This window comes from Pelagibacterium sp. (genome assembly GCF_965249125.1).
In the GTDB taxonomy this organism is placed as follows: domain Bacteria; phylum Pseudomonadota; class Alphaproteobacteria; order Rhizobiales; family Devosiaceae; genus Pelagibacterium.
In genome coordinates, this window is sequence record NZ_OZ252217.1 from 1,888,730 (window position 1) to 1,911,471 (window position 22,742).

General features: G+C 62.3%; 19 protein-coding genes and 1 tRNA gene. 9 read left to right on the forward strand and 11 right to left on the reverse strand.

What is annotated here, in order from left to right; translation table 11 throughout:
- Nucleotides 1-13: 13 nt before the first annotated feature.
- From ACP148_RS09305 to ACP148_RS09325, 5 genes are all read left to right on the forward strand, one after another.
- Entirely contained in the window at nt 14-961 is a 948-nt protein-coding gene (locus ACP148_RS09305) for an ABC transporter permease (protein ID WP_421950635.1), read from the forward strand.
- Entirely contained in the window at nt 958-2,748 is a 1,791-nt protein-coding gene (locus ACP148_RS09310) for a dipeptide/oligopeptide/nickel ABC transporter permease/ATP-binding protein (RefSeq protein WP_421950636.1), read from the forward strand. Before ACP148_RS09305 ends, ACP148_RS09310 begins: the two co-directional genes overlap by 4 nt.
- Nucleotides 2,745-3,545 carry an ATP-binding cassette domain-containing protein gene (locus ACP148_RS09315; protein ID WP_421950637.1) on the forward strand — a complete coding sequence of 267 codons (801 nt, stop codon included), beginning with the start codon at nt 2,745-2,747 and terminating at the stop codon, nt 3,543-3,545. The genes ACP148_RS09310 and ACP148_RS09315 overlap by 4 nt, the downstream gene beginning before the upstream one ends.
- A gap of 159 nt (nt 3,546-3,704) precedes the next feature.
- On the forward strand, nt 3,705-4,508 hold the full coding sequence (locus ACP148_RS09320; RefSeq protein WP_421950638.1) for a FadR/GntR family transcriptional regulator: 804 nt from the start codon (nt 3,705-3,707) through the stop codon (nt 4,506-4,508).
- Entirely contained in the window at nt 4,505-5,593 is a 1,089-nt protein-coding gene (locus ACP148_RS09325) for an osmoprotectant NAGGN system M42 family peptidase (protein WP_421950639.1), read from the forward strand. Before ACP148_RS09320 ends, ACP148_RS09325 begins: the two co-directional genes overlap by 4 nt.
- Before the next feature lie 155 nt (nt 5,594-5,748).
- Here the strand turns inward: ACP148_RS09325 and ACP148_RS09330 are convergent, their stop codons facing one another.
- The 6 genes from ACP148_RS09330 to ACP148_RS09355 form a co-directional block, all read right to left on the reverse strand.
- A complete protein-coding gene (locus ACP148_RS09330; RefSeq protein ID WP_421950640.1) occupies nt 5,749-7,266 on the reverse strand; it encodes an aldehyde dehydrogenase (NADP(+)) in 1,518 nt (505 codons plus the stop codon).
- 120 nt (nt 7,267-7,386) lie between these two features.
- Nucleotides 7,387-7,992 (reverse strand): ABC-type transport auxiliary lipoprotein family protein, encoded by a 606-nt coding sequence (locus ACP148_RS09335; RefSeq protein WP_421950641.1) that lies wholly within the window; start codon nt 7,990-7,992, stop codon nt 7,387-7,389.
- 78 nt (nt 7,993-8,070) lie between these two features.
- Nucleotides 8,071-9,738 (reverse strand): MlaD family protein, encoded by a 1,668-nt coding sequence (locus tag ACP148_RS09340; protein ID WP_425033433.1) that lies wholly within the window; start codon nt 9,736-9,738, stop codon nt 8,071-8,073.
- A gap of 3 nt (nt 9,739-9,741) precedes the next feature.
- Nucleotides 9,742-10,521 carry an ABC transporter ATP-binding protein gene (locus tag ACP148_RS09345; RefSeq protein ID WP_421950643.1) on the reverse strand — a complete coding sequence of 260 codons (780 nt, stop codon included), beginning with the start codon at nt 10,519-10,521 and terminating at the stop codon, nt 9,742-9,744.
- A gap of 2 nt (nt 10,522-10,523) precedes the next feature.
- Nucleotides 10,524-11,663, reverse strand: a complete 1,140-nt coding sequence (locus ACP148_RS09350; protein WP_421950644.1) for an ABC transporter permease — start codon at nt 11,661-11,663, stop codon at nt 10,524-10,526.
- A 203-nt stretch (nt 11,664-11,866) separates the two neighbouring features.
- A tRNA-Ser gene (locus ACP148_RS09355) sits at nt 11,867-11,956 on the reverse strand.
- Between the two features lie 150 nt (nt 11,957-12,106).
- On the opposite strand from ACP148_RS09355, the gene ACP148_RS09360 reads away from it, so the two are divergent.
- Nucleotides 12,107-12,310 (forward strand): CsbD family protein, encoded by a 204-nt coding sequence (locus ACP148_RS09360; protein ID WP_421950645.1) that lies wholly within the window; start codon nt 12,107-12,109, stop codon nt 12,308-12,310.
- A 53-nt stretch (nt 12,311-12,363) separates the two neighbouring features.
- Here ACP148_RS09360 and ACP148_RS09365 read toward each other — a convergent pair whose 3' ends face one another.
- Entirely contained in the window at nt 12,364-13,071 is a 708-nt protein-coding gene (locus tag ACP148_RS09365; protein WP_421950646.1) for a glutathione S-transferase N-terminal domain-containing protein, read from the reverse strand.
- A gap of 112 nt (nt 13,072-13,183) precedes the next feature.
- Entirely contained in the window at nt 13,184-13,603 is a 420-nt protein-coding gene (locus tag ACP148_RS09370) for a glyoxalase superfamily protein (RefSeq protein WP_421950901.1), read from the reverse strand.
- A gap of 321 nt (nt 13,604-13,924) precedes the next feature.
- Here ACP148_RS09370 and ACP148_RS09375 point away from each other — a divergent pair, with 321 nt between their 5' ends.
- Entirely contained in the window at nt 13,925-14,680 is a 756-nt protein-coding gene (locus ACP148_RS09375; protein ID WP_421950902.1) for a sulfite exporter TauE/SafE family protein, read from the forward strand.
- Nucleotides 14,681-15,228: 548 nt separating this feature from the next.
- Here ACP148_RS09375 and ACP148_RS09380 read toward each other — a convergent pair.
- Both ACP148_RS09380 and ACP148_RS09385 read right to left on the reverse strand, forming a co-directional pair.
- Nucleotides 15,229-16,302, reverse strand: coding sequence for a DUF1624 domain-containing protein (locus ACP148_RS09380; protein ID WP_421950647.1), 1,074 nt, complete (start codon nt 16,300-16,302; stop codon nt 15,229-15,231).
- A complete protein-coding gene (locus ACP148_RS09385) occupies nt 16,299-18,398 on the reverse strand; it encodes a molybdopterin-containing oxidoreductase family protein (RefSeq protein ID WP_421950648.1) in 2,100 nt (699 codons plus the stop codon). The genes ACP148_RS09380 and ACP148_RS09385 overlap by 4 nt, the downstream gene beginning before the upstream one ends.
- 186 nt (nt 18,399-18,584) lie before the next feature.
- On the opposite strand from ACP148_RS09385, the gene ACP148_RS09390 reads away from it, so the two are divergent.
- Together ACP148_RS09390 and ACP148_RS09395 are read left to right on the forward strand one after the other, a co-directional pair.
- Nucleotides 18,585-19,319 carry a transferrin-binding protein-like solute binding protein gene (locus tag ACP148_RS09390; RefSeq protein WP_421950649.1) on the forward strand — a complete coding sequence of 245 codons (735 nt, stop codon included), beginning with the start codon at nt 18,585-18,587 and terminating at the stop codon, nt 19,317-19,319.
- Nucleotides 19,320-19,445: 126 nt separating this feature from the next.
- Complete coding sequence (locus ACP148_RS09395; protein WP_421950650.1) at nt 19,446-20,753, forward strand: hypothetical protein; 1,308 nt, start codon at nt 19,446-19,448, stop codon at nt 20,751-20,753.
- Between the two features lie 284 nt (nt 20,754-21,037).
- Here ACP148_RS09395 and ACP148_RS09400 read toward each other — a convergent pair whose 3' ends face one another.
- On the reverse strand, nt 21,038-22,576 hold the full coding sequence (locus ACP148_RS09400; RefSeq protein ID WP_425033437.1) for an MDR family MFS transporter: 1,539 nt from the start codon (nt 22,574-22,576) through the stop codon (nt 21,038-21,040).
- Between the last annotated feature and the right edge of the window lie 166 nt (nt 22,577-22,742).

Below are 22,742 nucleotides of genomic sequence, written 5' to 3' on the forward strand. Positions count from 1 at the left end.
AGGAAACGCAGATATGCCCGGCTATATCCTCAAACGCCTCGTCTCGGCCATTCCCGTCATCATCGGGCTGTCGGTGATCGTGTTCGGGATCATGGCGCTGATCCCTGGCGACCCGGCGCTGGCCATTCTCGGCTCCTACGCAACCCCGGAAAACGTCGCCCGCATCAATCGCGAGCTCGGGCTGGACCGCCCGGTCTGGGAGCAGTATTTCGTCTGGGTCGGCAACATGATGCAGGGCGATTTCGGACGCTCGTTCATTCTCAACCGCCCGGTGATCGATGAGGTGCTCGAACGGTTCGGCGCCACGCTGATCCTGGCCGGGGCATCGCTGGTCCTGTGCTCGATCCTTGGCATTTTCGCCGGTGTCGTCTCCGCCGTACGCCAGTTCGGCTGGACCGATCGGATCGTGACCTTCTTTGTCCTCATCGGCATTTCCACCCCCGCCTTCTGGCTGGGCCTGATCTTCATCTTGCTGTTCGCCGTGCAATGGCGCGTTCTGCCCGCTTCGGGCATGTATGCGGTCTATGGCGGGGGCGACCTGCCCGACCTTCTGATCCATCTGATCCTGCCCGCTACCACCCTGGCCATTGTCGCCACCGGCGTCATCGCGCGGCTCACCCGTGCGGCCATGCTCGAAGTGTTGCGGCAGGATTTCGTGCGCACCGCCCGCGCCAAGGGCCTCAACGAGCGCGCCGTGATCTACCGCCACGCTTTCAAGGCGGCGCTGGTTTCGATCATTCCGGTCATCGGCATTCAGGCCGGGTTCGTCATGGGCGGCGCGGTCTATATCGAGACAGTGTTCCAGTGGCCCGGTATCGGGGCGATGCTGGTCAACGCCATATCAACCCGCGACATCCTTTTAGTGCAGGGCGGCGTGCTGGTGGTTGCCGTCACCTACGTCCTCATCAACCTTCTCGCCGACGTGGCGCAGGCCATTCTGGACCCGAGGCTCAAGACATGACCCAGGCAGTCGCGACCGCAGACAATGCTCCCTCCTCGGCCCGGCTTTCGAGCTGGAGCCTTCTGCTCAACAACCGGCTGGCGGCCGGCGGGCTCGTCGTCCTCGCCCTGATCGGGGCCATGGCCCTGCTCGCGCCCTTCCTGCCCATTCCCGACCCCGACGCCACCCTGCCCGCCAACCGGCTGCAGCCGATCTTTTCGGACGGTCATCTGCTGGGCACCGACCATCTGGGGCGCGATATTCTCTCCCGGCTCATCTGGGGTTCGCGGGTGTCGATCGCCGTGGGCCTTTCCGCCACGCTGATCGCGGCGCTGATCGGCTCGCTGATCGGGCTGGTTTCAGGCTACGCCCGCGGGGTTACCGACAACATATTGATGCGCGGCATCGATATGCTCATGGCCTTCCCCTATATCCTTCTGGCGCTGGCCATCGTCGCCGTGCTCGGGCCGGGGCTGCTCAACGCGCTCTATGCCATTGCGGTCGTCAACATCCCCTTCTTTGCCCGCAACGTGCGCGGCATCACCGTGGGACTGGCCAGCCGCGAATTCGTCGATGCGGCCCGGCTTTCGGGCAAATCGCACACGGCGATCCTGTTTTCCGAGGTGCTGCCCAATGTGTTGCCGGTGATCGTCATCACCATGTCGACTACCGTGGGCTGGATGATCCTTGAAACGGCCGGGCTTTCGTTCCTCGGGCTTGGAGCGCAACCGCCCCAGTCCGATCTGGGCTCCATGCTCGGCGAGGGCCGGCGCCTGTTGTTCAATGCGCCCCATGTGTCGATCATTCCCGGTCTGATGATCTTTGCCATCGTCATGAGCATCAATCTTTTGGGCGACGGCGTCCGCGACGTGCTCGACCCGCGCCTTCGGGCCGGCGATCTCACCCGCCCGCTTGCGGTGACCCGGATCGAGCGCAAGAAAGCCGCCACCCCTGTTAAGGGCGTAGGCGCCATTCTCGATGTTCGCAATCTCGAAACCAGCTTCCAGCGCGGCCGTGCCACAATCCCGGCGGTCAGGGACATTTCCTTCACCCTCGACAAGGGCGAGTGCATGGGGCTGATCGGGGAATCCGGGTCGGGCAAGTCCGTCACCGCGCTGTCGCTGCTCGGGCTCGTCGCCTCTCCGCCGGGTATCATCACCGCCGGTTCGGTTTCCATTGAAGGAGAGGACGTGTTCTCGCGCTCGGAAAGCGGCATCAGGGCCTTGCGCGGTGCGAAAGTGGCCTATGTGTTTCAGGACCCGCTGACCACGCTTCATCCGCTCTACAAGGTCGGCGAGCAGATCGCCGAAGCCATCACCACCCACCAGCCGGTTGGCAAGGCCGAAGCGAAAAAGCGCGCCATCGACTTGATGGAGCAGGTGGGTATCCGCGATGCGGCCAGCCGCGTCGATGCCTTCCCGCACGAAATGAGTGGTGGGCAGCGCCAGCGCATCGGCATCGCCATGGCCCTGGCCAACGATCCCGACATCATCATCGCCGACGAACCGACAACGGCGCTGGACGTTACTGTGCAGGCCAAAATCCTCGAATTGCTGCAGAATTTGCGCCGCGAGCGCGGCATGGCGCTGTTGCTCATCACCCATGATTTCGGGGTTGTCGCCGAGGTGTGCGATCGCGTCGCCGTAATGAAGGATGGGGTCATCGTTGAAAGCGGCACGACGCTCGACGTGCTGCGCGATCCCCAGCACGATTACACCAAAAAGCTTATCGCCTGCGTGCCCGAGCTGGGCAAGGGCAAGGATTTCCTCGCCACCGTGCGACCCCTTTTTGCGGAGGCCAAGCCATGAGCAATGCCATCGTCGTAAATGATCTGACCAAGACCTTCGGGGGCAATCGCACCCTGTTCGGCGGCAAGAGCCACGAGGTTCAGGCCGTCAAGGGCGTCTCGTTCGAGCTAAGGCAAGGCGAAACACTGGCCATCGTGGGCGAGAGCGGTTCGGGCAAATCGACAATCGCGCGCATGCTGGTCGGTCTTGAAACACCAACCTCCGGTTCCATCGAAATCGGCGGCAAGGATTACGCCGCGTTGCGCGCGGAAGGATCGCGCGCCTTCGGGCAGATGATCCAGTATGTGTTCCAGGACCCTGTCGCTTCGTTGAATCCGCGCAAGACGATAGACAGGATTCTTGATGTGCCGCTCAATTTGTTGCGCGGCCATAATGCCGAAAAACGCAAGGCGCGAAAGCGTGAACTGCTCGACGCCGTGCAGATGCCCAAGGACACGCTGGAGCGTTACCCGCACGAATTTTCCGGTGGCCAGGCCCAGCGCATCGCCATCGCCCGCGCCCTGGCGGCGGAAGCGAAAATCATGGTTCTGGACGAACCCGTTTCGGCCCTCGATGTTTCGGTACAGGCGCAGGTCCTTCTGCTGCTCGACGATCTCAAACGCGAGTTCGGCCTGTCCTACCTGTTTATCAGCCACGACCTTGCGGTGGTGGAATCGGTGTCGGACCGGGTCGGGGTCATGTATCTGGGCGAGATGGTCGAACTCGATACCGCCGAGAAACTGTTTGCCGCGCCGGGACACGACTATACAAGGGAGTTGATCGCCAGCGCGCCCAAGCTGGCCGCAGCCGCTCAGTAAGATGTTCTCTACAGTCCCCATGCCTGCCATCATCCTGTCCTCCCCACCGCCGTCATCCCGGGCGAAGACCCGGGACCCAGTAACCGGCAGCGCCTGCGTTTCAGCCGCCAGGCCTGCGTGTACTGCCGGGGTGACCGGGTGGCGGGTGGAGCAAAAGATATGACCGCCCTCGACACTCCTGCCCCCCTCCGCCGCAAACGCACCGACGAGATCGTCGACGCCATCAAAAAAACCATTATCGAGCACGGGCTGCAGCCGGGAGACCGGCTGCCCCAGGAGCGCGAGTTGATGGAGCAGTACGCAGCCTCCAAGGGGACGATCCGCGAGGCGCTCAAATCGCTTGAGGTCCAGGGGTTGATCCGCACCCGCACCGGGCCGGGCGGTGGGGCGTTTATCGACACCATGTCGGAAAACCGGGCGATGAGCCTGCTGTCGAACTATCTGTTCGCCAAGACGGTGACGATTGGAGACATCTACGCCCTGCGCAAGGTGCTCGAGCCGCTGGTCGCGGTCAGCGCCATGACCAACATGGACGCCAAGGCCTACGCCCGGCTCGACGCCATCATCGCGATCTACGATCACGAACCCGCCGACGCGCAGGAACGCTGGGACCAGCGCATGGCCGAACTCGATTTCCATGCAGTGGTCGCCGAATATGCCGACAACGCGCTGCTCGCCTTTTCCTGCCGTTTCCTGCAGCGGTTGCTCAAGGACCTTGCCGTGGCGCGCGACATCTATGTCCAGCCCAAGCCCGTGCTGCGCGCCGAGGGGATCGAGTACCAGCGCAAGATGATTGCCGCGATGCAGGCCGGCGACGCCGATGGCGTTCACAGGATCATGTCGGATCATATGGCCTATGCCGAACGTTCCATGCTCGACCTGCAGGCTGAGCTGACAGGCGATTTCCTTCACGACCCCGTAGCCCGCGGGCACACCGGGAAACGCAAGAAGAGCATTAAATGATCGACACCGGATACCTCCAGCGCTGCCTGGAGGACCTCGTCAACACCCCCTCGCCGGTCGGCATGACCGAGCGCGCGGCAGTCAAGGTCGCGGCCTGGCTCGAAACCATGGGCTACCGCGTCAGCTACACAAGACGCGGCGTTCTCAGCGTCACCATCGGCCAGGGCGAGCCCAAACGCGCGCTGGCCGCCCACATCGATACGCTCGGGGCCATGGTCACCGGATTTCATCCCAATGGCCGCCCCAAGCTTCGCAACACCGGAACATGGGCGGCCCGGTTCGCCGAAGGAGCGCGCTGCACGATCTTTACCGACACCGGCGAGTTGCGCGGCACCATTTTGCCGCTCAAGGCATCGGGACACCTGTTCAACACCGAAGTCGATACCCAGCCGTCCGATTGGGACAATCTGGAAGTGCGAATCGATGCGTTTCCCGACGGCTCAGGAATATTTCCGCAAAGTTTCGCAATCTTGGGTCACCGAGAGGACAAGTCCACACCCTTTGGCGTCAATGTTGGCGATGTTGTCGCCATCGATGCGCAGCCCGAATTCCTCGAAAACGGCTTCATCGTCTCGCGTCATCTCGACGACAAGGCAGGCGTTGCCTGCCTGCTCGCGGCCCTCAAACACCTCTCCGATGAGGCCATTTCACCTGCCGTTCCCGCCCAGGTCATGTTCACCATTTCCGAGGAAGTCGGCATCGGGGGGACGCACGGATTTGGTGAGCAGGTTCAAGAACTTGTGGCCGTCGATAACGGCGTCACGGGGCCCGGACAGACCACCCGTGACGGGGCCGCGACCATCGCTTTTCGCGACCGGACCGGCCCCTTCGACCTGCCCATCACCAGGCATCTTCTGGCGCTGGCGCAGGCCAACGATATCGCCCACGAGCGCGACACCTTCCGCTCCTACCGCTCCGACAGCGCCGCAGCCATCGACGCGGGCTGGGATCTGCGGGTCGGGCTGATCTGCTTTTCCCTCGATTCCTCGCATGGTTGGGAGCGGACGCACATCAAGTCACTGGAAGAACTGACGAAATTGATCGTAGCCTATATCGGCAGCGAGTTGGTCCCCCTGCCCGTCTGAGCGGAACCGGCGCCGTTTATCCCCGTTATCCGCCAGTGTGCTAAACAGGGCGATGAAACGGTGGGAACGCGGGAAGAAACGGCGCGAGGGCGAAATTTTGGATTTTCCCGGGAAATCGATCCGGAGCGGCTGAGGCTCCGGATCGTGGGCTATACCTACCCCTGAAGATCTGCCGGCAGCAGAGCGTCGGGGATGTTCTGATAGCTGACGGGCCGCAGGAAGCGGCGGATGGAGAGGGTGCCGACGGAGGTGGCTCCAAAGTTCGTGGAGGCAGGGTATGGCCCGCCATGCACCATGGCGTCGGCAACTTCCACGCCGGTCGGAAAGCCGTTGGCCAGAACCCGGCCCGCTTTCCGCTCGAGAATGGGCATCAGCGAACGGCCCAGCTCCGTATCGCCTGCATCCATGTGGATGGTGCAGGTCAACTGACCCTGCAGCGATTTGGCGATGTCGCGCATCTGGTCTTCGTCCTTGACGGTGACGACAAGACCGAGTGGCCCGAACACTTCTTCGCCGAGATCGTGATTGGCCAGCCAGGTGTCGCCATCGGTCTCGAACAGATAGGGCGTGGCATTGCGCAGGTCGCAGGTCGAAGTCAGAAGCTCCTGAACGCCCTGCGACGCGGCAATGCGATCCCTTCCGTCGCGATAGGCCCTGGCAATGCCGTCGGTCAGCATGGTCTGGGGCCCGACTTCGGAGAGGGCTGCCTTGGCAGTCCCGACAAAGGTTTTTGCGTCATCACCCGCGATCACAACGGCAATACCGGGATTGGTGCAGAACTGGCCGGCACCCATCGAAAGCGATCCGGCCCAGCCCCTGCCCATGTCTTCGGCCCGCGCCTTGAGCGCTTCGGGCAGAACGAACATGGGGTTGACCGAGCCGAGCTCGCCAAAGAACGGGATGGGTTCGGGGCGCGCGGCGCACAGGTCGAACAGCGCCCTGCCCCCGCCAAGCGAGCCAGTAAAGCCGACGGCCTTGATATCGGGGTGCTGGACCAGCGCCTGGCCGACCGTGCGGTCGCCGCCCTGGACAAGCGAGAATACGCCGGGGTGCAGGTTCAGCTTCTGCCGCGCCGCATCGATGGCCTGGGCGACGATCTCGCCCGTGCCCGGATGGGCGCCATGGCCCTTGACCACGACCGGGCAACCCGCTGCCAGCGCCGCCGCCGTATCGCCGCCGGCGGTCGAAAAGGCCAACGGGAAATTAGAAGCGCCGAACACGGCGACCGGGCCGATGGGGCGCTGAACCATTTTCAGGTCCGGACGGGGCGCAGGCTTGCGATCGGGCAGCGCTTCATCATGGCGGCGGTCGAGATAATCGCCGGCAAGAATGTGGCTGGCGAACAGGCGCAACTGTCCGGTGGTGCGACCACGCTCACCTTCAAGGCGAACTGCCGGGAGCCCGGTTTCCTGAGTACCGATTTCGGTGATGTCGGCGCCGCGCGCTTCGATCTCGTCGGCGATCAGGTTGAGAAATTTGGCGCGGTCTTCGCGCGAGGAATAGCCATAGGACCAAAAAGCCTCTTCGGCCGCCCTGGCGGCGCGATCGACAAGTTCGGGCGTACCCACGGCAAACTGATGGCTCGAACCCGATGCGGGTTCGGACGCGAACGTTCCGGCGCCATCAACCCATTCGCCCGCGATCAGATGCTTGCCGGATGGCGTGAAACTCATGGAAAATCTCCGAAAATGGGGGTGGATGGTGGCTGCAAAACCGCCAAGATTAAGTATGATTTATTGTCCACGGGGTCTTTTTACAACCCCGCAAATCGTCCAAGGACATAAGTTTTCCGCTCAGATGCGGACGGCGGTCCATTGCACAATCTGCCGCAGAATGGCGTCGAGGGCGCTATTGAGGGCAGCGACCACATTGACCTGGTCAAGTGATGAAGACGGAACATCGGCGCTGAAGGTCTGGCTGGCGACCACGGTGCGGCTGCGGTCGCTGACCAGTTGGACGGCCAGCGCCACGCGCGCCATGGCACCCCCGGCAGTCGTATCGAGTTCGAAAGCCCTGATATCGGTGGACAGGATTACATCGAGCGCGATGGGGTCGGTCGGCCTGCCTATATTGGTAACACCGGCATCACGGAACGATTGCAGCATGCGCGTCTGAACCAGCATGGGCAAAGTATCGGACCACTGGGAGTCACTGAGATAACTCAACACGCCCCCCGGCTGACGCACCACGATGCGCTGGGTATCGTAAGTCGAAATGGTCGATGGCTCGCGCACAACGATGGTGCGGTTGCTCCGAGCGGCAACCGGTGCGGGCGCTCCCGGCGTCAGGTCGTAAGTGACTGGCGCGACGGCGCCCAGACCAAGGCATCCGCTCAGCGCGGATGTAAGGCCGATGGCAGACATCGATAGAAAAGCGCGGCGGCCGATTTTAGCAGACATCTGGCTCGTCCTTGATTCTTGTTCTGTCTGCGCTCCCGACCTTCAAAGCGGTGAAGGCTCCAGCTGGGAACGCTGTTGTTACGGCGTAAAATCTCGCACGGTTTCTCCACCGAAGACCAGCGACTGCGGATTGCGCTCGATTTGTCGCATAACGCGGTTGAACAGCTCAAGGCTCCGTACCGCCTCGTTGGCGAGAGTGGTGTAGGAGCCCAGCCCGTTGTTGGTGAATGTGATTAGCCCGTTCGAAATGGCCAGCGTTCGCTCGTCAAGGGCGTTGGCGAGGCTCTCGATCGAGTTGGCTGCCGTAGCGATATCGGCGATTACCCGCTGCCCTTCGGGTGACGCTGCAACCGAATTGAGCGTGTCGGACAGTTCCCGGATCGAGGTAGCGGCGGCGCTGAAGTCTGCAAACAGCGACTGGCCATCCTCGGAGGCGACCATGCCGTCTACACGGTCGATAAGCTGGCGCAGCGCGGTTGCCGTAGCGCCGAACTCCTCGAACAGCATGCGACCGTCCTCGGTCGTAATCATGCCGTCGATGCGGGCGATGATGGTATCGGCGCGCTCGGTGGCATTGCCGAGGGTTTCGGTGAAGGTGCGCGTATTGGAGAGAATTTGGTCGACGTTGACGGCGTTGTTGCCCAGGGCGGTCGCAAAGGAATCGATATTATCCATGGCGCGGGCAATAACGTCCGGATCGACGGCGGCCGAAGCCCGGTCGATCAGATCGAGCGTGCCCTGCAGTCCGTCGGAAACGCCCGAAAGATTGGTGGCGAGGGCGCGCGCATCGTCGAAAAAGCCCTGAATGTTCTCGGTGTTGTTGGCCAGCGTCTGGGCGAACGCGCCGATGTCGGAGACAGTCGAGCGGACGTCCTCGGGCGGAATGGCCGCTACGATTTCGCGAACCTGAACGGTCAGATCGCGCAACTCGTCAGCCAGCGGACCAATGCGTTCGCTGGTCGCCGTCATCGAAGCCAGAAACCCGTTCACGCCTTCGGAATTGGAGGCCAGCGCCGCCGAAAAGGTCTCGGCATTGGCGATGGTCGCCGTGAGGCTTTGGCGGTTCTCGGCGACCAGAAGTTCAAGTTCCGAAAGCGTTGCCGTGGCGCTCTCCAGCGCCGTGCTGACGTTGGAAACCACGGCGTCGAAATCGGACCCGTCGCCGGCGCCCGCCACGAGGTTGGCGAGACCGCTCGATAGATCGTCGATGCTGGTGAGGGTTGAGGTCAGGCGCTGTTCATTGGCGGCAAAGAAGGCGTCGATGCGCTCGAAGGTGGATTCGGCGTTGGCGATGATGTCGCGGGCGCCCTCCATTATCAGCTGGAAATCGGATGCTTCGCCGCGCATCACAGCTATAGTCTGGCCCGGTTGCGGCTCGAGCCGGCCAGCTTCGAGCGTGCCGCCGAGAAGCTGGATATTGGCAAAGCCGGTCAGGCCCTGCACCTCGAGTATGGCGCGGGTATCGTTCATCACGGGCGCGTTGGCTTCCACGCCAATTCGGGCCAGCACCTGACTGGGGTCTTCGGGATTAATCGAAACCGCCTCGACGGTGCCGACCGGCAGGCCGTTGAAAAGCACGTTCGTGCCCGGTGCCAGCCCGGTTACGGCGCCATCGAAGACGATGCGATAGGCGGCGCGCTCGCTGACCTGGTCGGCAATAGAGAACCAATAGACAAAGCCCATGAACCCGGCGATGACCAGGGTCACAAAGGCGCCGACGACGGCGTAATTTGCCTTGTTTTCCATGGTTCAGTTCTGCTCCAGATGGTGCTCGGCACGCGGGCCGTGGAAGTAGTCGACGAGCCAGGGGTCATCTGACGCCTGCAGCTGGGCGAGCGTGCCCACCTGCAACAGTTTGCCCCGCCCCAAGGCGGCGATACGGTCGCAGACCGTTACAAGGCTGTCGAGGTCGTGGGTCACCATATAGACGGTAAGCCCGAGTGCGGTCTTGAGGCTCAACACAAGTTCATCGAACCGGGCGGCGCCTATCGGGTCGAGCCCTGCTGTGGGTTCGTCGAGGAAAATGACGTCGGGATCGAGCGCCAGGGCGCGCGCCAGGGCGGCGCGTTTTATCATGCCGCCCGACAATTCGGCAGGATAGAGATTTTCCGCTTCGGGGCTGAGGCCGACGAGATCGATCTTGAAGCGGGCGATATCGCGCCGCAGTTTTCTGGGAATATCGAAATGCTCGCGCATCGGGAATTCGACGTTTTCGAGTACGGTCAGCGACGAAAACAGCGCTCCCTGCTGGAACAGGACGCCCCAACGACGTTCGACGGCCACGCGGTCCCGTGAGGACAGTCGGGCATAATCCTGGCCGAAGACCTCTATTGTGCCGGCGCGCTTTGGCAATAGGCCGATAAGAGCGCGCAACGTCACCGATTTTCCCGAGCCGGACGGTCCGATGATGCCGAGGACTTCCCCCTTGCGCACGTCGAGCGAGAAGCCTTCAATCACATTGCGACCACCGAAGCCCACCACGAGGTCGCGGATCGAAATAATGGGATCAGGGGTTGTCGCATCGACCATGGCTAAACCCCTATGGCCGCAAAAAACATGGCGAACAGGCCATCGGCGACGATGACCAGAAAGATCGAACGCACGACCGAAGCCGTTGTGTGCCGGCCAAGCGATTCGGCGCTGCCCTTGACCTTGAAGCCCTCGTTGGTGGCAACCAAACCGATGATGACGGCCATGAAGGGCGCCTTGACCATGCCGACAAGGAGAGTCTGCATGTTGAGCGCATCCTGCAGCCGTCCGAGAAATATATCGAACGGAATGCCGCCATAGACCAGCGCCACGATGGCGGCGCCCACCAGCCCCGAGAGCGCGCCAATGAAGGCGAGGAACGGCAGGCCGATCAACAGGGCGATGATGCGCGGCAGGACCAGCACCTGATAGGGGTCAACGCCCATGACCTTGAGTGCGTCGAGCTCCTCCCGCATGCGCATGGATCCCAGCTCGGCGGTAATGGCCGAGCCCGAACGGCCGGCTATCATGATGGCGGCGAGCAACAGCCCGACCTCACGCAGCATGAGAATGGCAGCGAGATCGACCACGTAGATCGCCACGCCGAAATTGTTGAGCTGGAGAATGGATTGCTGTGTGATGATGGCGCCGACCACCACCGAAATCAGCATGACGATGGGCACGGCGCGAAAGGCGATCAGATCGAGCTGGTTGACCAGCGCCGCAAAGCGGAACGGCGCGCGAAAGGTGAGCGTGGCTCCGGCGGCGGCCATAACGCGTCCAAGGACGGCGTGGATGGTGACCACGTCGCCAAGCGCATTGGCGGTCATGTGACCCAGCCCGTCGAACGGACGCAGCAGCCATGGCAGCCTGGTCTTGACCACGGGCGCGTGCGGTTCGATGGCATTGACGTGGCCAAGAAGCGCTGCCTGCGCCTCGGTAGCACCTGTGATCGCGGTTTGAACGCCCTGCCCCATCTCATCACGGCGACGGGCCAGCAGGAAGGCACCGACCGTATCAAGCGCGGTGACCCCGCCCAGATCGAACTCGAGACGGGACGGCACGGGCTGCGCCGCAAAGCCTGATTCGATCTGCGACTGGATCTGCCGGGTCCATTGCGTGGTCCACGCGCCCGACAGGCGCGCAACGAGAACACCGTCTGCGCCGGACATCTCGATCTGAGGCTCATCGAGCTGGGTCATGAAGTCTGCGCTTGTACTCCCGTGCAGGGCAGCCTCATGGATCGGGCGCCCGTCGGTTCTCTTAACACGCAGAAACCTGCTTGTCCTGAGCCAGCCGCAGGCTCGTGTGCTCAAGGCCCGCGTTGGGCAGCGGGTGATGCATTTGTGCAAGAGTGCCCGACCGATGGGCGCGGCGCCGGCGAACTGGCAGGTCGGGGCCATGATGGCGGAGAGGAAGGGATTCGAACCCTCGAGACAGTTACCCGCCTACGCCCTTAGCAGGGGCGCGCCTTCGACCACTCGGCCACCTCTCCGAGGCGGGTGGTAGCCCGGAATGTCTCGGAAGCGCAAGGGGTTTTTGTCGTCAGGGACGAAAATGAGGGGGCGGGGCGCGATTTGATGACGACGGGAACCGGCGTGGCAGCCAAACCGTTTTAACGGCAGCAAACAAAACGGAGAAAAAAATGAATCGCGATCAGATGGAAGGCAACTGGAAACAGTTCACCGGCAAGGTCAAGGAGCAATGGGGCAAGCTCACCGACGACGACCTCGATGTCATAGGCGGCAAGCGCGAGCAGCTCGAAGGCAAGATTCAGGAGCGCTACGGAAAGTCGAAAGACGAGGCACGGAAAGAGGTCGATACCTGGTTCGACCGCAACGGCTGGTAATTGGCCCCGCGAGGTTAGAAAAAGGCGGCGTCCCGTGGCGCCGCCTTTTTTAGTTATTTAGCGCGTTGATTAAAAAGCACTTTCTGCGCCTCCTTGTCATCGGCAAGGTTCATCTGCTGATCCTCGGGGAGCTTGACGGCCAGGCCGCGCTCGACGGCCGGGCGCGCCTTTAGGCGCTGCTGCCAGGTGGCCACATTGGGGAATTCACTTATGTCCATCCCCTGCTTTTCCCAACCCAGCGACCAGCTCAAAGAAGCCATGTCGGCAATGGAATAGTCACCGGCGATGTAGTCCTGGCCCTCGAGTTGCTTGTTGAGCACGCCATAGAGACGGTGCGTTTCGTTTACGTAGCGATCAATCGCATATTGAATTTTTTCAGGCGCATATTGTTTGAAATGATGGTTCTGACCGAGCATCGGGCCAAAACCACCCATCTGCCAGAACAACCACTCGTCCACTTCTACCCTGGCGCGCGGGTCACGGGGATAAAACCGGTCGAACTTTTCAGCGAGATACTTGAGGATCGCGCCGGATTCAAAGACGGAAATCGGCGCGCCGCCGGGGCCTTCGGGGTCGAGAATTGCGGGAATCTTGTTGTTGGGCGAAATGGCCAGGAAGTCCGGGCGGAACTGATCGCCCTTGCCGATATGGATTGGGTGAACAGTGTAGGGAATGCCCAATTCCTCAAGCATTATCGAGACCTTATGCCCGTTGGGCGTGGGAAAATAATAGAGATCGATGGGTTTGGTCTGCTCGGTCATGAGGACTCCAATCTTCTGATTTCAGGTGTTGGACAGCAGATCATCGTAATTTGCCGATGAATGCAAGGCCCGGCCGGAAAAAACCGGGGCGCTGGGAACGCCCCGGTCGGATTCAGGCGTGGGCGAGAACCATGTGCGGCTGGCCGTCGCTGGTGCGCGAGGGCGAGATTCCGTCACGGTTCACCGTTGCATCGACGCGGTGCCGGAAGGCGGAAAAGCTATCGAAAGCAACGACATCGACCGGCTCGTCGAACTGGATGGTCAGGCGGAACATCTCCCCTGCCCCCAGCGCCTTGACGCCGATGATGGTGCCGGTGAAGGGCTGCTTGAGATAGGTTCCGGAGACCTGCTGGCTGACGGCATAGGCCGGGCCGCGGGTGACGGGAAGCACGCCGGCGGCGGTGTTCCAGTCGCGGAATCCGTGAAATCTCGCAACCATTTCAAGGGCTTGCGATTGGGTTATCGATCGACCGGCGTCGAGCTGGGCGGCACGATACTGGCGCGCCTCGGTCTTGAGTTCGGTCGTGGTCAGATGGGATGCAGGTTTGCGCATCGTCATGGTCTCCACGGCGGAATTTTTTGTCTTGGGAGTCCGCATTGCCAAGCACCGCCAATGGGTTAGGACGATGTTTGCTGGTTCGCGCGGCCCGGAAAACCGGGTTGGCGTGGAAGACTTCACCGTAGGGCATATGCCCTTGCGGACGGCAGGCGCTTCAACCGAATGCTCAGATAGGTACGCCGCGACGCTTTGTCAACATGGGCAACAATGGCGTCAAAATGTATGGACTTGTGCTCTCGGTGACCGCAAATTGTCCAACATTGCGGGTATGTGGGAATCCCAAAATTGACGTATATGTTGCTGTTCGCCGCCGGCCTGGTCGGCGGGATGATAAATTCGCTCGCCGGTGGCGGCTCTTTCGTGATTTTTCCGGCGCTGTTGTTCGCCGGGGTGCCTCCGGTGCTCGCCAACGCGTCGAACACCTATGCGTGCCTGCCCGGCTATGTGACCGGAACGATCGGCTACTGGCGGCATATCGCGCCGCACAAGGGGCGGCTGGCGCTTTATAGCACGCTGGGACTGGTGGGGGGATTTCTGGGCGCCGAGGCGCTGATGCGGATTTCGGACGAAACCTTCGCCGTCATCATTCCCTGGCTGATGGCGTTTGCCGTGGCGATCTATATTTTCGGACAGCGGATCAACCGGTTCTTTGCGGCGCGCTCGAACGGCTCCCGGCATGCTGTGCGGGCCGGCGCCATCGGGCTGTCGGTGCTGCTGCTGGCGATCAGCTTTTACGGCGGGTTCTTCAACGCGGGATTGGGGATCGTGCTGCTGGCCTGGCTGGCGCTGGCCGGATTCGAGGACGTCCATGCGATGAACGGGCTCAAACTTCTGATCTCGGCGGTGGTTTCGGTGGTGGCGGTGCTGCGGTTCGCAGCGACCGGATCGATCGCCTGGGCCGAGGGCAGCGTGGCGCTGGCGGGGGCGATGGTGGGCGGGTTCGCGGCGGCGTATTTTTCCCATCTGGTGCCGGCCAAGGTGATCCGGGGGTTTGTGATTGTGTATGGGGTGGGACTGACTGTGTATTTTTTCTGGGGGATTTATGGGTAGGGGTGGTGTTGGTTGATGTTGGCGCCGAGGTGTGGACCGCCAATGACTTTAAGAATGCTGCTCTCGCAGCCAATATGGCACGAGCGCAAGTCGTGGGGCGACTTCAGAAAATCACGCAATGGTTGAATGGACTACGGTCTGAGAGTGAGTTGGAGCCCCTACCAATAACGCCCAAAAAAGATCGGAGTTGTTGATCGCAGCAAACTGCTTTCGGACCACAACGCCTCGGATGCTCGAACGGCTGATGTGTCCCAGCTCAAAGCCGGGACAGCAACGGGTGGAGCGCGGATTTGCTCGGTTTTGAGCGTGGGATGTGACAATGGGGTCGGCTACGGCTGGGCCGGAACGCTGGGGGTACTGGGTCCCGGGTCTTCGCCCGGGATGACGGCGGTGGGGATGGGGGCGCGTTGTGTTCACTCCCGGATAGAGGGCGAGAGGATTTTGAGGTGCTGGCTCGTCCCACATCTTCCGTGCGCGCGGCCGCGTAGCGGATTCCCGGGTCAAGCCCGAGGATGACGCGGGGTTGGGGATGTGGTGTCCGTCCCCCCCTACTCCGCCTTAGGCACCAGTAGCATTTCATCGAGCACTTGCGCGGCGCATTGGTTGGTGAGGTCGGATAGCGCGATGTCCTGGTCGGGGGTGCGCTGGGGGGATTCGAGGAGGGGCCAGAGGTTGTCGGCTTCGATGCTGTTCAAAGTGCAGGCGCAGTAGGCTGTGCAGTAGGCGGCATCGGGGGCGGATTGGGTGCAGCTTGCCTGGCAGCTTGAAAGGAAGTTTTCGGCGCGGCGGGTTTCGCTGATGCCGGTGAGCGAGGCTATGCCCATCAGGGTGCCGATGAGGATGGGCTGGTGCAGGACGTAGATGACGAGGCTCCAGCGGCCGACTTTTGACATGGCGCGGGAGGGCGCTGAGGTGCCCTTGAATTGGGCGAGGCGGTCGGTGAGGCTGGATGCCTCGGAGGGATCCATGTCATTTTCGGGTCGCGCGACCGAACCGGAAACGTCTGCAACTTTTCCCGATCGCACTCTTGTGTTGATGGCCCAGCGGGTGGCAGCGATGCCGAGAAGGGCGACGCCGAACCAGGGGAAGACGGGGACCAGATCTTCAGTGGGCGGGGGCGCGTCCCAAAGGCCGATCCAGGACCAGAGCTTTTCGCCGAACAGCGGGCTTTGGATGAACAGTTGCAGGCCGATGAGGATGACGGCCAGCGCAAGGATCAGAACCAGCGGCGCCGAGAGGAAGGCCAGGCCCATGAGAGAAAACAGGGCTATGGCGTGCAGCACGCCGAAATAGACGAAGGTGGATGGATTAAAGGCGTAGGTGCCCACGGTGATGAGGAGCGCAGCGCCGAGGATGATGGCGAAGCGACGCCAGAAGGGGCGCCAGCGGATGGTTTGCCCATGACCGAGGGCGAGGGACACGCCGGTCAAAAAAATGAAGGTGCCGACGATGGATTTCTGGAAGATCACCCAGGGGAGCGACTGGGTGGGGTCGAAATCGACGAACCCCAGAAAGGCCAGATCCCATGCGAAATGGTAGATGACCATCGCGACGATGGCGACGCCGCGTGCGATGTCGATGGCGGCGATGCGCGGGCGGGATGCGGGGGCGATGGATGTCATGCGACCGACGCCCGGACCCAGATTGCGGCATCGTGGAAGGCGGCACCACCGAACGGTTTGACCGGATCGGAGCCGATCAGGGTGTTGATGCCCCTGCCCTTTCTATGCGCCTTGTTGGGGTGGAGGCCCTCGGCGACGACGACGCCGGTGCGCAGCCCATCGAACAGGCGCAGGGTCAGCTCGACCGAGCCGCGATGATTGCCGATGGTAACCGGGGCGCCATCTTCGAGGGCGAGCGCTGCGGCATCAGAGGGGTGCATGAGCAAGGACGGGGTTCCTTCGCGCTTCTGGCTTCCGGGAGTTTCCCCGAATGTTGAATTGAGAAAGGTGCGGGCCGGCGAGGTGGTCAGGCGGAACGGGACGGCCTCGGAGGTCGGCTCGTTCCAGTTCACGAAATCGACCATCTTGGGCATTTCGGAGGGATCGCAGACCCAGTTGACGCCCCGCTTGATGCGGGTGGCTTCCCAATCGGGCTTGAAGCGGAATTTGCCGTCCGGCCAGGCAAAGCCATCGGCATAGCGCGATTTTTCGTCGGGCAAAGCGCGGTCGACAAAGCCGGAATTGGCTTCGATTGCGTCGAGATCGCCATAGCCGGAGCGCGAGAAGGTTTCGGCGACCAGTTCCCTGTCGGTCTTTTCGGTGACAGCCTCGGGCGCCCCTACCCGTTTGGCGATTTCGTTGATGACGAAATGATTGGGCATGGCCTCGCCCGGGGCGTCGACGATCTTGGGGCCGTAGAGCACACGGGTGTGGCCGCCGCGGGTGTAATAGTCGTTGTGTTCGACAAACATGGTGGCGGGCAGAACGATATCGGCCATCTGGGCGGTTTCGGTCATGAACTGTTCGTGGACGACGGTGAACAGATCCTCGCGCGCGAAACCCTGGCGGGTCAGCGCATGATCGGGGGTGACGACCATGGGGTTGGTGTTCTGGATCAGGAGCGCCTTGACCGGGGGGCCGTTTTCGAGCGCTGCGGCATCGCCGGTGAGGATGGGGCCGATCCTGCACATATCGAGTTCGCGCACTGGGGATTTTTTGAGGGACGCGCCGGTGATCTGGGATTTATCGAGGCCCCAGGTGCCCGAATTTGAATGGAAGGCGCCGCCGCCGCGATATTTCCATGAACCGAGCACGGTGGGGATCGAAAGCGCGGCGTGCATGTTGAGCGCGCCGTTGCGCTGGCGGGAAAAGCCATAGCCGAGGCGGAAATAGGCGCGCGGGTTTTGCCCGACCAGATGGGCGAAGGCTTCGATTTCGGCGGGGGTGAGGCCGGTGATTTCGGCCGCCCATTGCGGGGTTTTGGCCGCAAGATGTGATTCAAGATCGGAATCGAAGTCCGTATGGGACTTGAGAAAATCGCGGTCGGCGAGATCGTCGCGCAGGAGGACATGCATGACGGCGAGCGCCAGCGCGCCATCGGTGCCGGGGCGGATGAGGAGCGCCATATCGGCCTGCTCCATGGTCGCGGTGCGGTAGATATCGACAACGACGAGCTTGGCGCCGCGCTCGCGCCGGGCGCGGATGGCGTGGGTCATCACGTTGATCTGGGTGTTGACCGGATTGGTGCCCCAGATGATTACGCAATCGCTCTCGGCCATCTGCTCGGGATTGGGGCCGGTCAACAGCCCGGTGCCGGCGATATAGCCGGTCCACGAGATCATGACGCAGATCGTGTCGTATTGCTCGGAATAGCCCTTGGCGTTGCGCAGGCGGTTTATGCCGTCGCGGTGAACGTGGCCCATGGTGCCGGCGTAGTAGTAGGGCCAGATCGATTGGGGACCGTGTTCGGCTTCGATCTCAAGGAAGCGGGCGCCGATCTCGTCGAGGGCTTCATCCCAGGAGATGCGGGCGAATTGGCCCGAGCCCTTGGGGCCGGTGCGGCGCAGGGGATGGAGCACGCGGTCGGGGTGGTTGGCGCGCTCGGCGTAGCGGGCGACCTTCTCGCAGATCACGCCCGCCGTATAGGGATCGTCCTTGGCGCCGCGCACGCGGCCGATGGTGCCGGTCTCCAGCACCTCGACGTCGAGCGCGCAAGTGGACGGGCAATCGTGGGGGCAGACGGTGCGGGCGGTGCGGAGGACGAGTGGCTTGGTCATTCAGGTCAGGTTCATTGTGGAGATGGCCATAGTAGGGCGTGTTGGCCGTCGTGTCAGCCGCCCGCGACCAAGTTGCAACACCTGGTTTTGCAAAGGCGGCTGTTCCGGAACCATCACATTCGGGCCGCATTGTCGACCCGAGAGCGGGGGCTCACTCGACCATGACCACCAAGGAGGGTACCCCCCGTGAAAACAAAACTCTTCGCTCTTTCCGCCGCTGCCGCGGCGCTGGCGGTGAGCGGGTGTTCAAGCACCGCGCCGACGCCGCCCGAGACATCACCGTTGACCTACTCTGCGTTGCGGATCACACCCGGTGGCTCCACCACGCAAACAGGAACGGGAACGATCAGCGGAACGCCCCAAAATGCGACGGTACAGGTGGGTAACGCTACCTACAACTTTAGCGGTAGCGGCGTTCCCAACGATTCCGTGAATGGTATCGATGTTTACACCTACCCAAGCTACCGCTCCGGTGCAGCAATACTTGATGGCCAATACGCAACCGCGGCGCTCGTTTCAGATAATGTCGTCAGCCAGCAAAGTGTAGTCGTCCTGAACGGTCAGCCTACGACGCCGAATAGCATGCCGATACAGAGTGCCAATTATCAGGGACTTTGGTCAGTTGCCGACTCAGCCGGGAATAGCGAGGGCGGACAGTTTGCCGCCGGGGTTAATTTCGATGCCCGCAGTTACAGCATGGACCTCTATAATGGGCAGGGCAATATTCCTCTCGGGCAAGGGAGCGGCGTTGTTCAGGGCGCTGGATTTACGGGAAATCTATCCACCCAAGGCGCCTTTACCTCGACCAACCGCGTAGACGGGCAGTTCTACGGCCCCGGCGCCGCTGAAATGGCCGGCCTCATACGGGGCCAGACCGCAAACGGAGCGACTGCAGGTGCTCTGGTGGGTGCCCGCAGGTAGTTGCCCGCTGGGGAGCTTCGGAGCCGTCTTTTGACGGCTCCGGGTTTACTGGTTCGTCGCGATTCCCGGTGCCGCCTCCCTGACTTTGTAATGCGTACGCCCAAGGGGGCGAAGAATGGGGCTCTCATGAGTTTTTCCAAAATTCTTGCAGTCGGGCTGCTGGCCGGGGTGGCGCTGTTCGGGCCGGTGACGGGCGCCTATGCGCAGACGGCCTCGCTGGCTTCGCTCGACGAGGCGATCGGGGCGCGCGACTGGGCGCGGGCCGATGCTATTGCGGCGCAACTGGACGCCGGGGCGGGTCAAGGCGATGTGATGGCGGCCTATGCGGCTTCGGTGCGGCATGCGCTCAATGGCGAATGCGCGGAGGCGGTGGTGCTGGCCGATCTGGTGATCGGGGCGGTGCCGTTTTTCGTGCCGCCCTATCTCGTCGCGCATCGGTGCTATTCCGATCTGGGGCAAAGGGATATGGCGGCGGCGCGGCTGGGTTCGTTGCAAGCGATCCTGCCCGAGGGGCCGGAGCGCGATGTGGTTTCGCAGATGCTCCAGAACGCGCAATCGCAGGGGCGACCGGTGTTCAGCGGCTATTTCACGATGGCGCCGTCGACCAATGTGAACCGGCAGACCGGGGAGGACACCATAGATGGCGGGGTGTGGGGGCCGGGGCAGATTCCCGAGGACGCACGTGGCCAGCGGGGTGTCTTGTTCAGCCTTGGGGGATCGATGGCGGTGGAACTGGCGCGCAACCAGGCGGTGAGCGTTTCGGGTGTGTTGCGGACCGACATACGATTTTCAACGGCCGATGAGGTATTCGAGCCCAGCTTTACGGCAGAATTGCCGGTGACGTTTAGGATCGGGGAGACGGCGCAGGCGGTGGTTGCACCCTATGCAACACTCGGGTTCGCGGACGATGGGCTGGAGCGAACCGAAGCAGGTGTACGCTCGGGCCTGTCTTTGCCGCTCGATGCTTCGCAACGGCTGGCGTTCGATCTGAGGCTTGCGGCGGTGGACAGGCCGCTCGATCCTGGACGGTCGGGGCTGTTGGCCGATGGAGCGGTATCGTATTCGACATCACTGTCGTCCAGCACGAACGTCACGACGACGGCGCGGGCGGTTTACAACCATACCGACGATGACTCGCTGCGCACGCTGGTGGGGACGCTGCGGGCGCGGGTGGATACGCTGTTGGACAACGGATTGGCTTTGGGGGTCGAGGGGACCATCGGGCAGCGCTGGCATTGGCGCCCTGCCCCGTTCCAGCTCGAGGACCAGGTGGACCGGTTTGCGACGGGACGGATCGAGGCGAGCCATCGCGACATCACGATCGGGCCGCTGATGCCATCGATCTATTACGAGTACACCAACAGCTGGTCGGACAATGTGTTTTACGACTATGAGAGCCACGATATCGGGCTGACGCTGCGGGCGCGCTTTTGAGGGCAGTTAAAATCTGCACGGAATTGCCTTTTCACCTTGCGCTTCCCCGGCGAAAGCCGGGGTCCAGCAGCGCGAGCCGAGGCACCGGCGTTTGATGCGGCTCTCATGGGCCCCGGCTTTCGCCGGGGAAGCGAGGGAGAGGCGACGTCCAGTCCGGTTGGCGCTGGGGGTACTGGATCCCGGATCAAGTCCGGGATGACGGAGGGGGAGCGAAGGCTCAGGTCCCGATTCAATCCATTGCGGGATTGAATCGGGAAATTGGGTTAAGTGCCTGATGCAGAATCTTATTCGGCTGCCTGCGGTTCGGCATCGGTATCGATGTCAGGGCCCGGCTTGCGATCCGAGAGGGGGATTTCGATGAGGAGCCAGCCGATGATGCTGGCGACCGCAGCGGCGGCGGCGGCGACCCAATAGATTGGATGGAGGGCCGAAACGTAGGCCTGCAGAACCGTAACCTGCTCGGCGGCGGGCATTGCGGCGAGCGCCGCGCTGCTGAACGCCGCCGTGCCTTCGGGATGTCCGATAGCGGCGGTTTCAAAGGCCAGCCGGTTTGCAAAGATGGCGCCCAATACCGCGACGCCGAGCGAACCGCCGATCTGGCGGAACATCTGGGCGCTGGCGGTTGCCACACCGAGAACGGTGTGGGGCACCGCGTTCTGGATGGCGGTGACGCCGACGCTCATGACTGGGCCGATGCCGAGACCGACCAGCAGCATGTAGACCATGACGAGGAGGAACGGGGTATCGACGCCGAGCGTGCCGAGCAGCAATGAACCGATGGCGAGGATAGCTGTCGAGATGATGGGCAGCATCTTGTAGCGACCGGTGCGGGCGATGAAGATGCCCGAAAGGGTCGAGGATCCAATAAGTCCGATCATCATGGGCAACAGTGCAAGACCCGCCTGGGTCGGAGCGAAACCCTGAACGATCAGCAGGTAGGAGGGCATGTAGGTGATGGTGCCGAACATGGCCGTACCGACGATAAAACCCACTGCGTTGGAGACGCGGAACGCGTTGTTGCGGAACAGATAGAGCGGCAGGATCGGTTCGGCGGCACGCGACTCGACAAAGACAAAGGCGACAAGGGCCACCGCGCCAATGGCGGGCAGGATGAGGGCCTGCGGCGCAAGCCATGGCAGGATGGTGCCACCGATGCTTGTATAGATGACCAGCGCCGAGAGCGCCGTGGTGAGCAATGCAGCGCCGGCATAGTCGATCTTGCGCTTGTGGCTCTTTGTACGGCTTTCAAAGGCGATGGCGATGACGGCGAAGGCCACGATGCCGACGGGGATGTTGACAAAGAACAGCCAACGCCAGGAGAGGGCCTCAACGATCACGCCGCCGAGCAAAGGGCCGACAACGGTGGACAGGCCAAAGGCGGCGCCAAGGAAGCCCTGGGCCTTGCCGCGCTCGCGCGGCGGAAGCACGTCGCCAATAGCGGCCATGGCGGTGACGATCAGTCCGCCCCCGCCGATGCCCTGAACAAAGCGGCAGAACACCAACATGTTGAGATCGACCGAAAGCGCGGCCAGAACCGAACCGGCGAGGAAAATGCCGATGCCCGATTGCAGCATGAGCTTGCGGCCATACATATCGCCCAGCTTGCCGAACACCGGCGCAGCAACCGTCGCGGCAAGCAGATAGCCGGTGATGGCCCAGGAAATGTGTTCAATGCCGCCAAGATCGGCAACGATGATGGGAAGCGCTGTCGTGATGATGGTCTGGCCCAGCGAGGCCAGCAACAGCGTCGCGACGACCGCGCCGATAACCAGCTTGATATTGGGATCGGAAACCTGTGGCACAGCTGGTGCGGGTTGCGACATGTCTAACTCCGGACAATCAGAGCATTTCTACGCGCGCCCTCTCGGGTCGCGCTGATTGCTCCAAGTTTTTCCGCGCCTGGAAAACGGGCAAAATGGTGCCAACCGCCCCCGACAGCGCGCTATTGAGCTTGATATATCTGCCTGAAGCAATTACATGTCAATAGCA

Excerpts from the sequence above, each read along its gene's own strand:
- ACP148_RS09305 (WP_421950635.1), top strand. The coding sequence starts at position 14 with ATGCCCGGCTATATCCTCAAACGCCTCGTCTCGGCCATTCCCGTCATC.
- ACP148_RS09310 (WP_421950636.1), top strand. The coding sequence starts at position 958 with ATGACCCAGGCAGTCGCGACCGCAGACAATGCTCCCTCCTCGGCCCGG.
- ACP148_RS09315 (WP_421950637.1), top strand. The coding sequence starts at position 2,745 with ATGAGCAATGCCATCGTCGTAAATGATCTGACCAAGACCTTCGGGGGC.
- ACP148_RS09320 (WP_421950638.1), top strand. The coding sequence starts at position 3,705 with ATGACCGCCCTCGACACTCCTGCCCCCCTCCGCCGCAAACGCACCGAC.
- ACP148_RS09325 (WP_421950639.1), top strand. The coding sequence starts at position 4,505 with ATGATCGACACCGGATACCTCCAGCGCTGCCTGGAGGACCTCGTCAAC.
- ACP148_RS09330 (WP_421950640.1), bottom strand. The coding sequence starts at position 7,266 with ATGAGTTTCACGCCATCCGGCAAGCATCTGATCGCGGGCGAATGGGTT.
- ACP148_RS09335 (WP_421950641.1), bottom strand. The coding sequence starts at position 7,992 with ATGTCTGCTAAAATCGGCCGCCGCGCTTTTCTATCGATGTCTGCCATC.
- ACP148_RS09340 (WP_425033433.1), bottom strand. The coding sequence starts at position 9,738 with ATGGAAAACAAGGCAAATTACGCCGTCGTCGGCGCCTTTGTGACCCTG.
- ACP148_RS09345 (WP_421950643.1), bottom strand. The coding sequence starts at position 10,521 with ATGGTCGATGCGACAACCCCTGATCCCATTATTTCGATCCGCGACCTC.
- ACP148_RS09350 (WP_421950644.1), bottom strand. The coding sequence starts at position 11,663 with ATGACCCAGCTCGATGAGCCTCAGATCGAGATGTCCGGCGCAGACGGT.
- ACP148_RS09360 (WP_421950645.1), top strand. The coding sequence starts at position 12,107 with ATGAATCGCGATCAGATGGAAGGCAACTGGAAACAGTTCACCGGCAAG.
- ACP148_RS09365 (WP_421950646.1), bottom strand. The coding sequence starts at position 13,071 with ATGACCGAGCAGACCAAACCCATCGATCTCTATTATTTTCCCACGCCC.
- ACP148_RS09375 (WP_421950902.1), top strand. The coding sequence starts at position 13,925 with ATGTTGCTGTTCGCCGCCGGCCTGGTCGGCGGGATGATAAATTCGCTC.
- ACP148_RS09380 (WP_421950647.1), bottom strand. The coding sequence starts at position 16,302 with ATGACATCCATCGCCCCCGCATCCCGCCCGCGCATCGCCGCCATCGAC.
- ACP148_RS09385 (WP_421950648.1), bottom strand. The coding sequence starts at position 18,398 with ATGACCAAGCCACTCGTCCTCCGCACCGCCCGCACCGTCTGCCCCCAC.
- ACP148_RS09395 (WP_421950650.1), top strand. The coding sequence starts at position 19,446 with ATGAGTTTTTCCAAAATTCTTGCAGTCGGGCTGCTGGCCGGGGTGGCG.
- ACP148_RS09400 (WP_425033437.1), bottom strand. The coding sequence starts at position 22,576 with ATGTCGCAACCCGCACCAGCTGTGCCACAGGTTTCCGATCCCAATATC.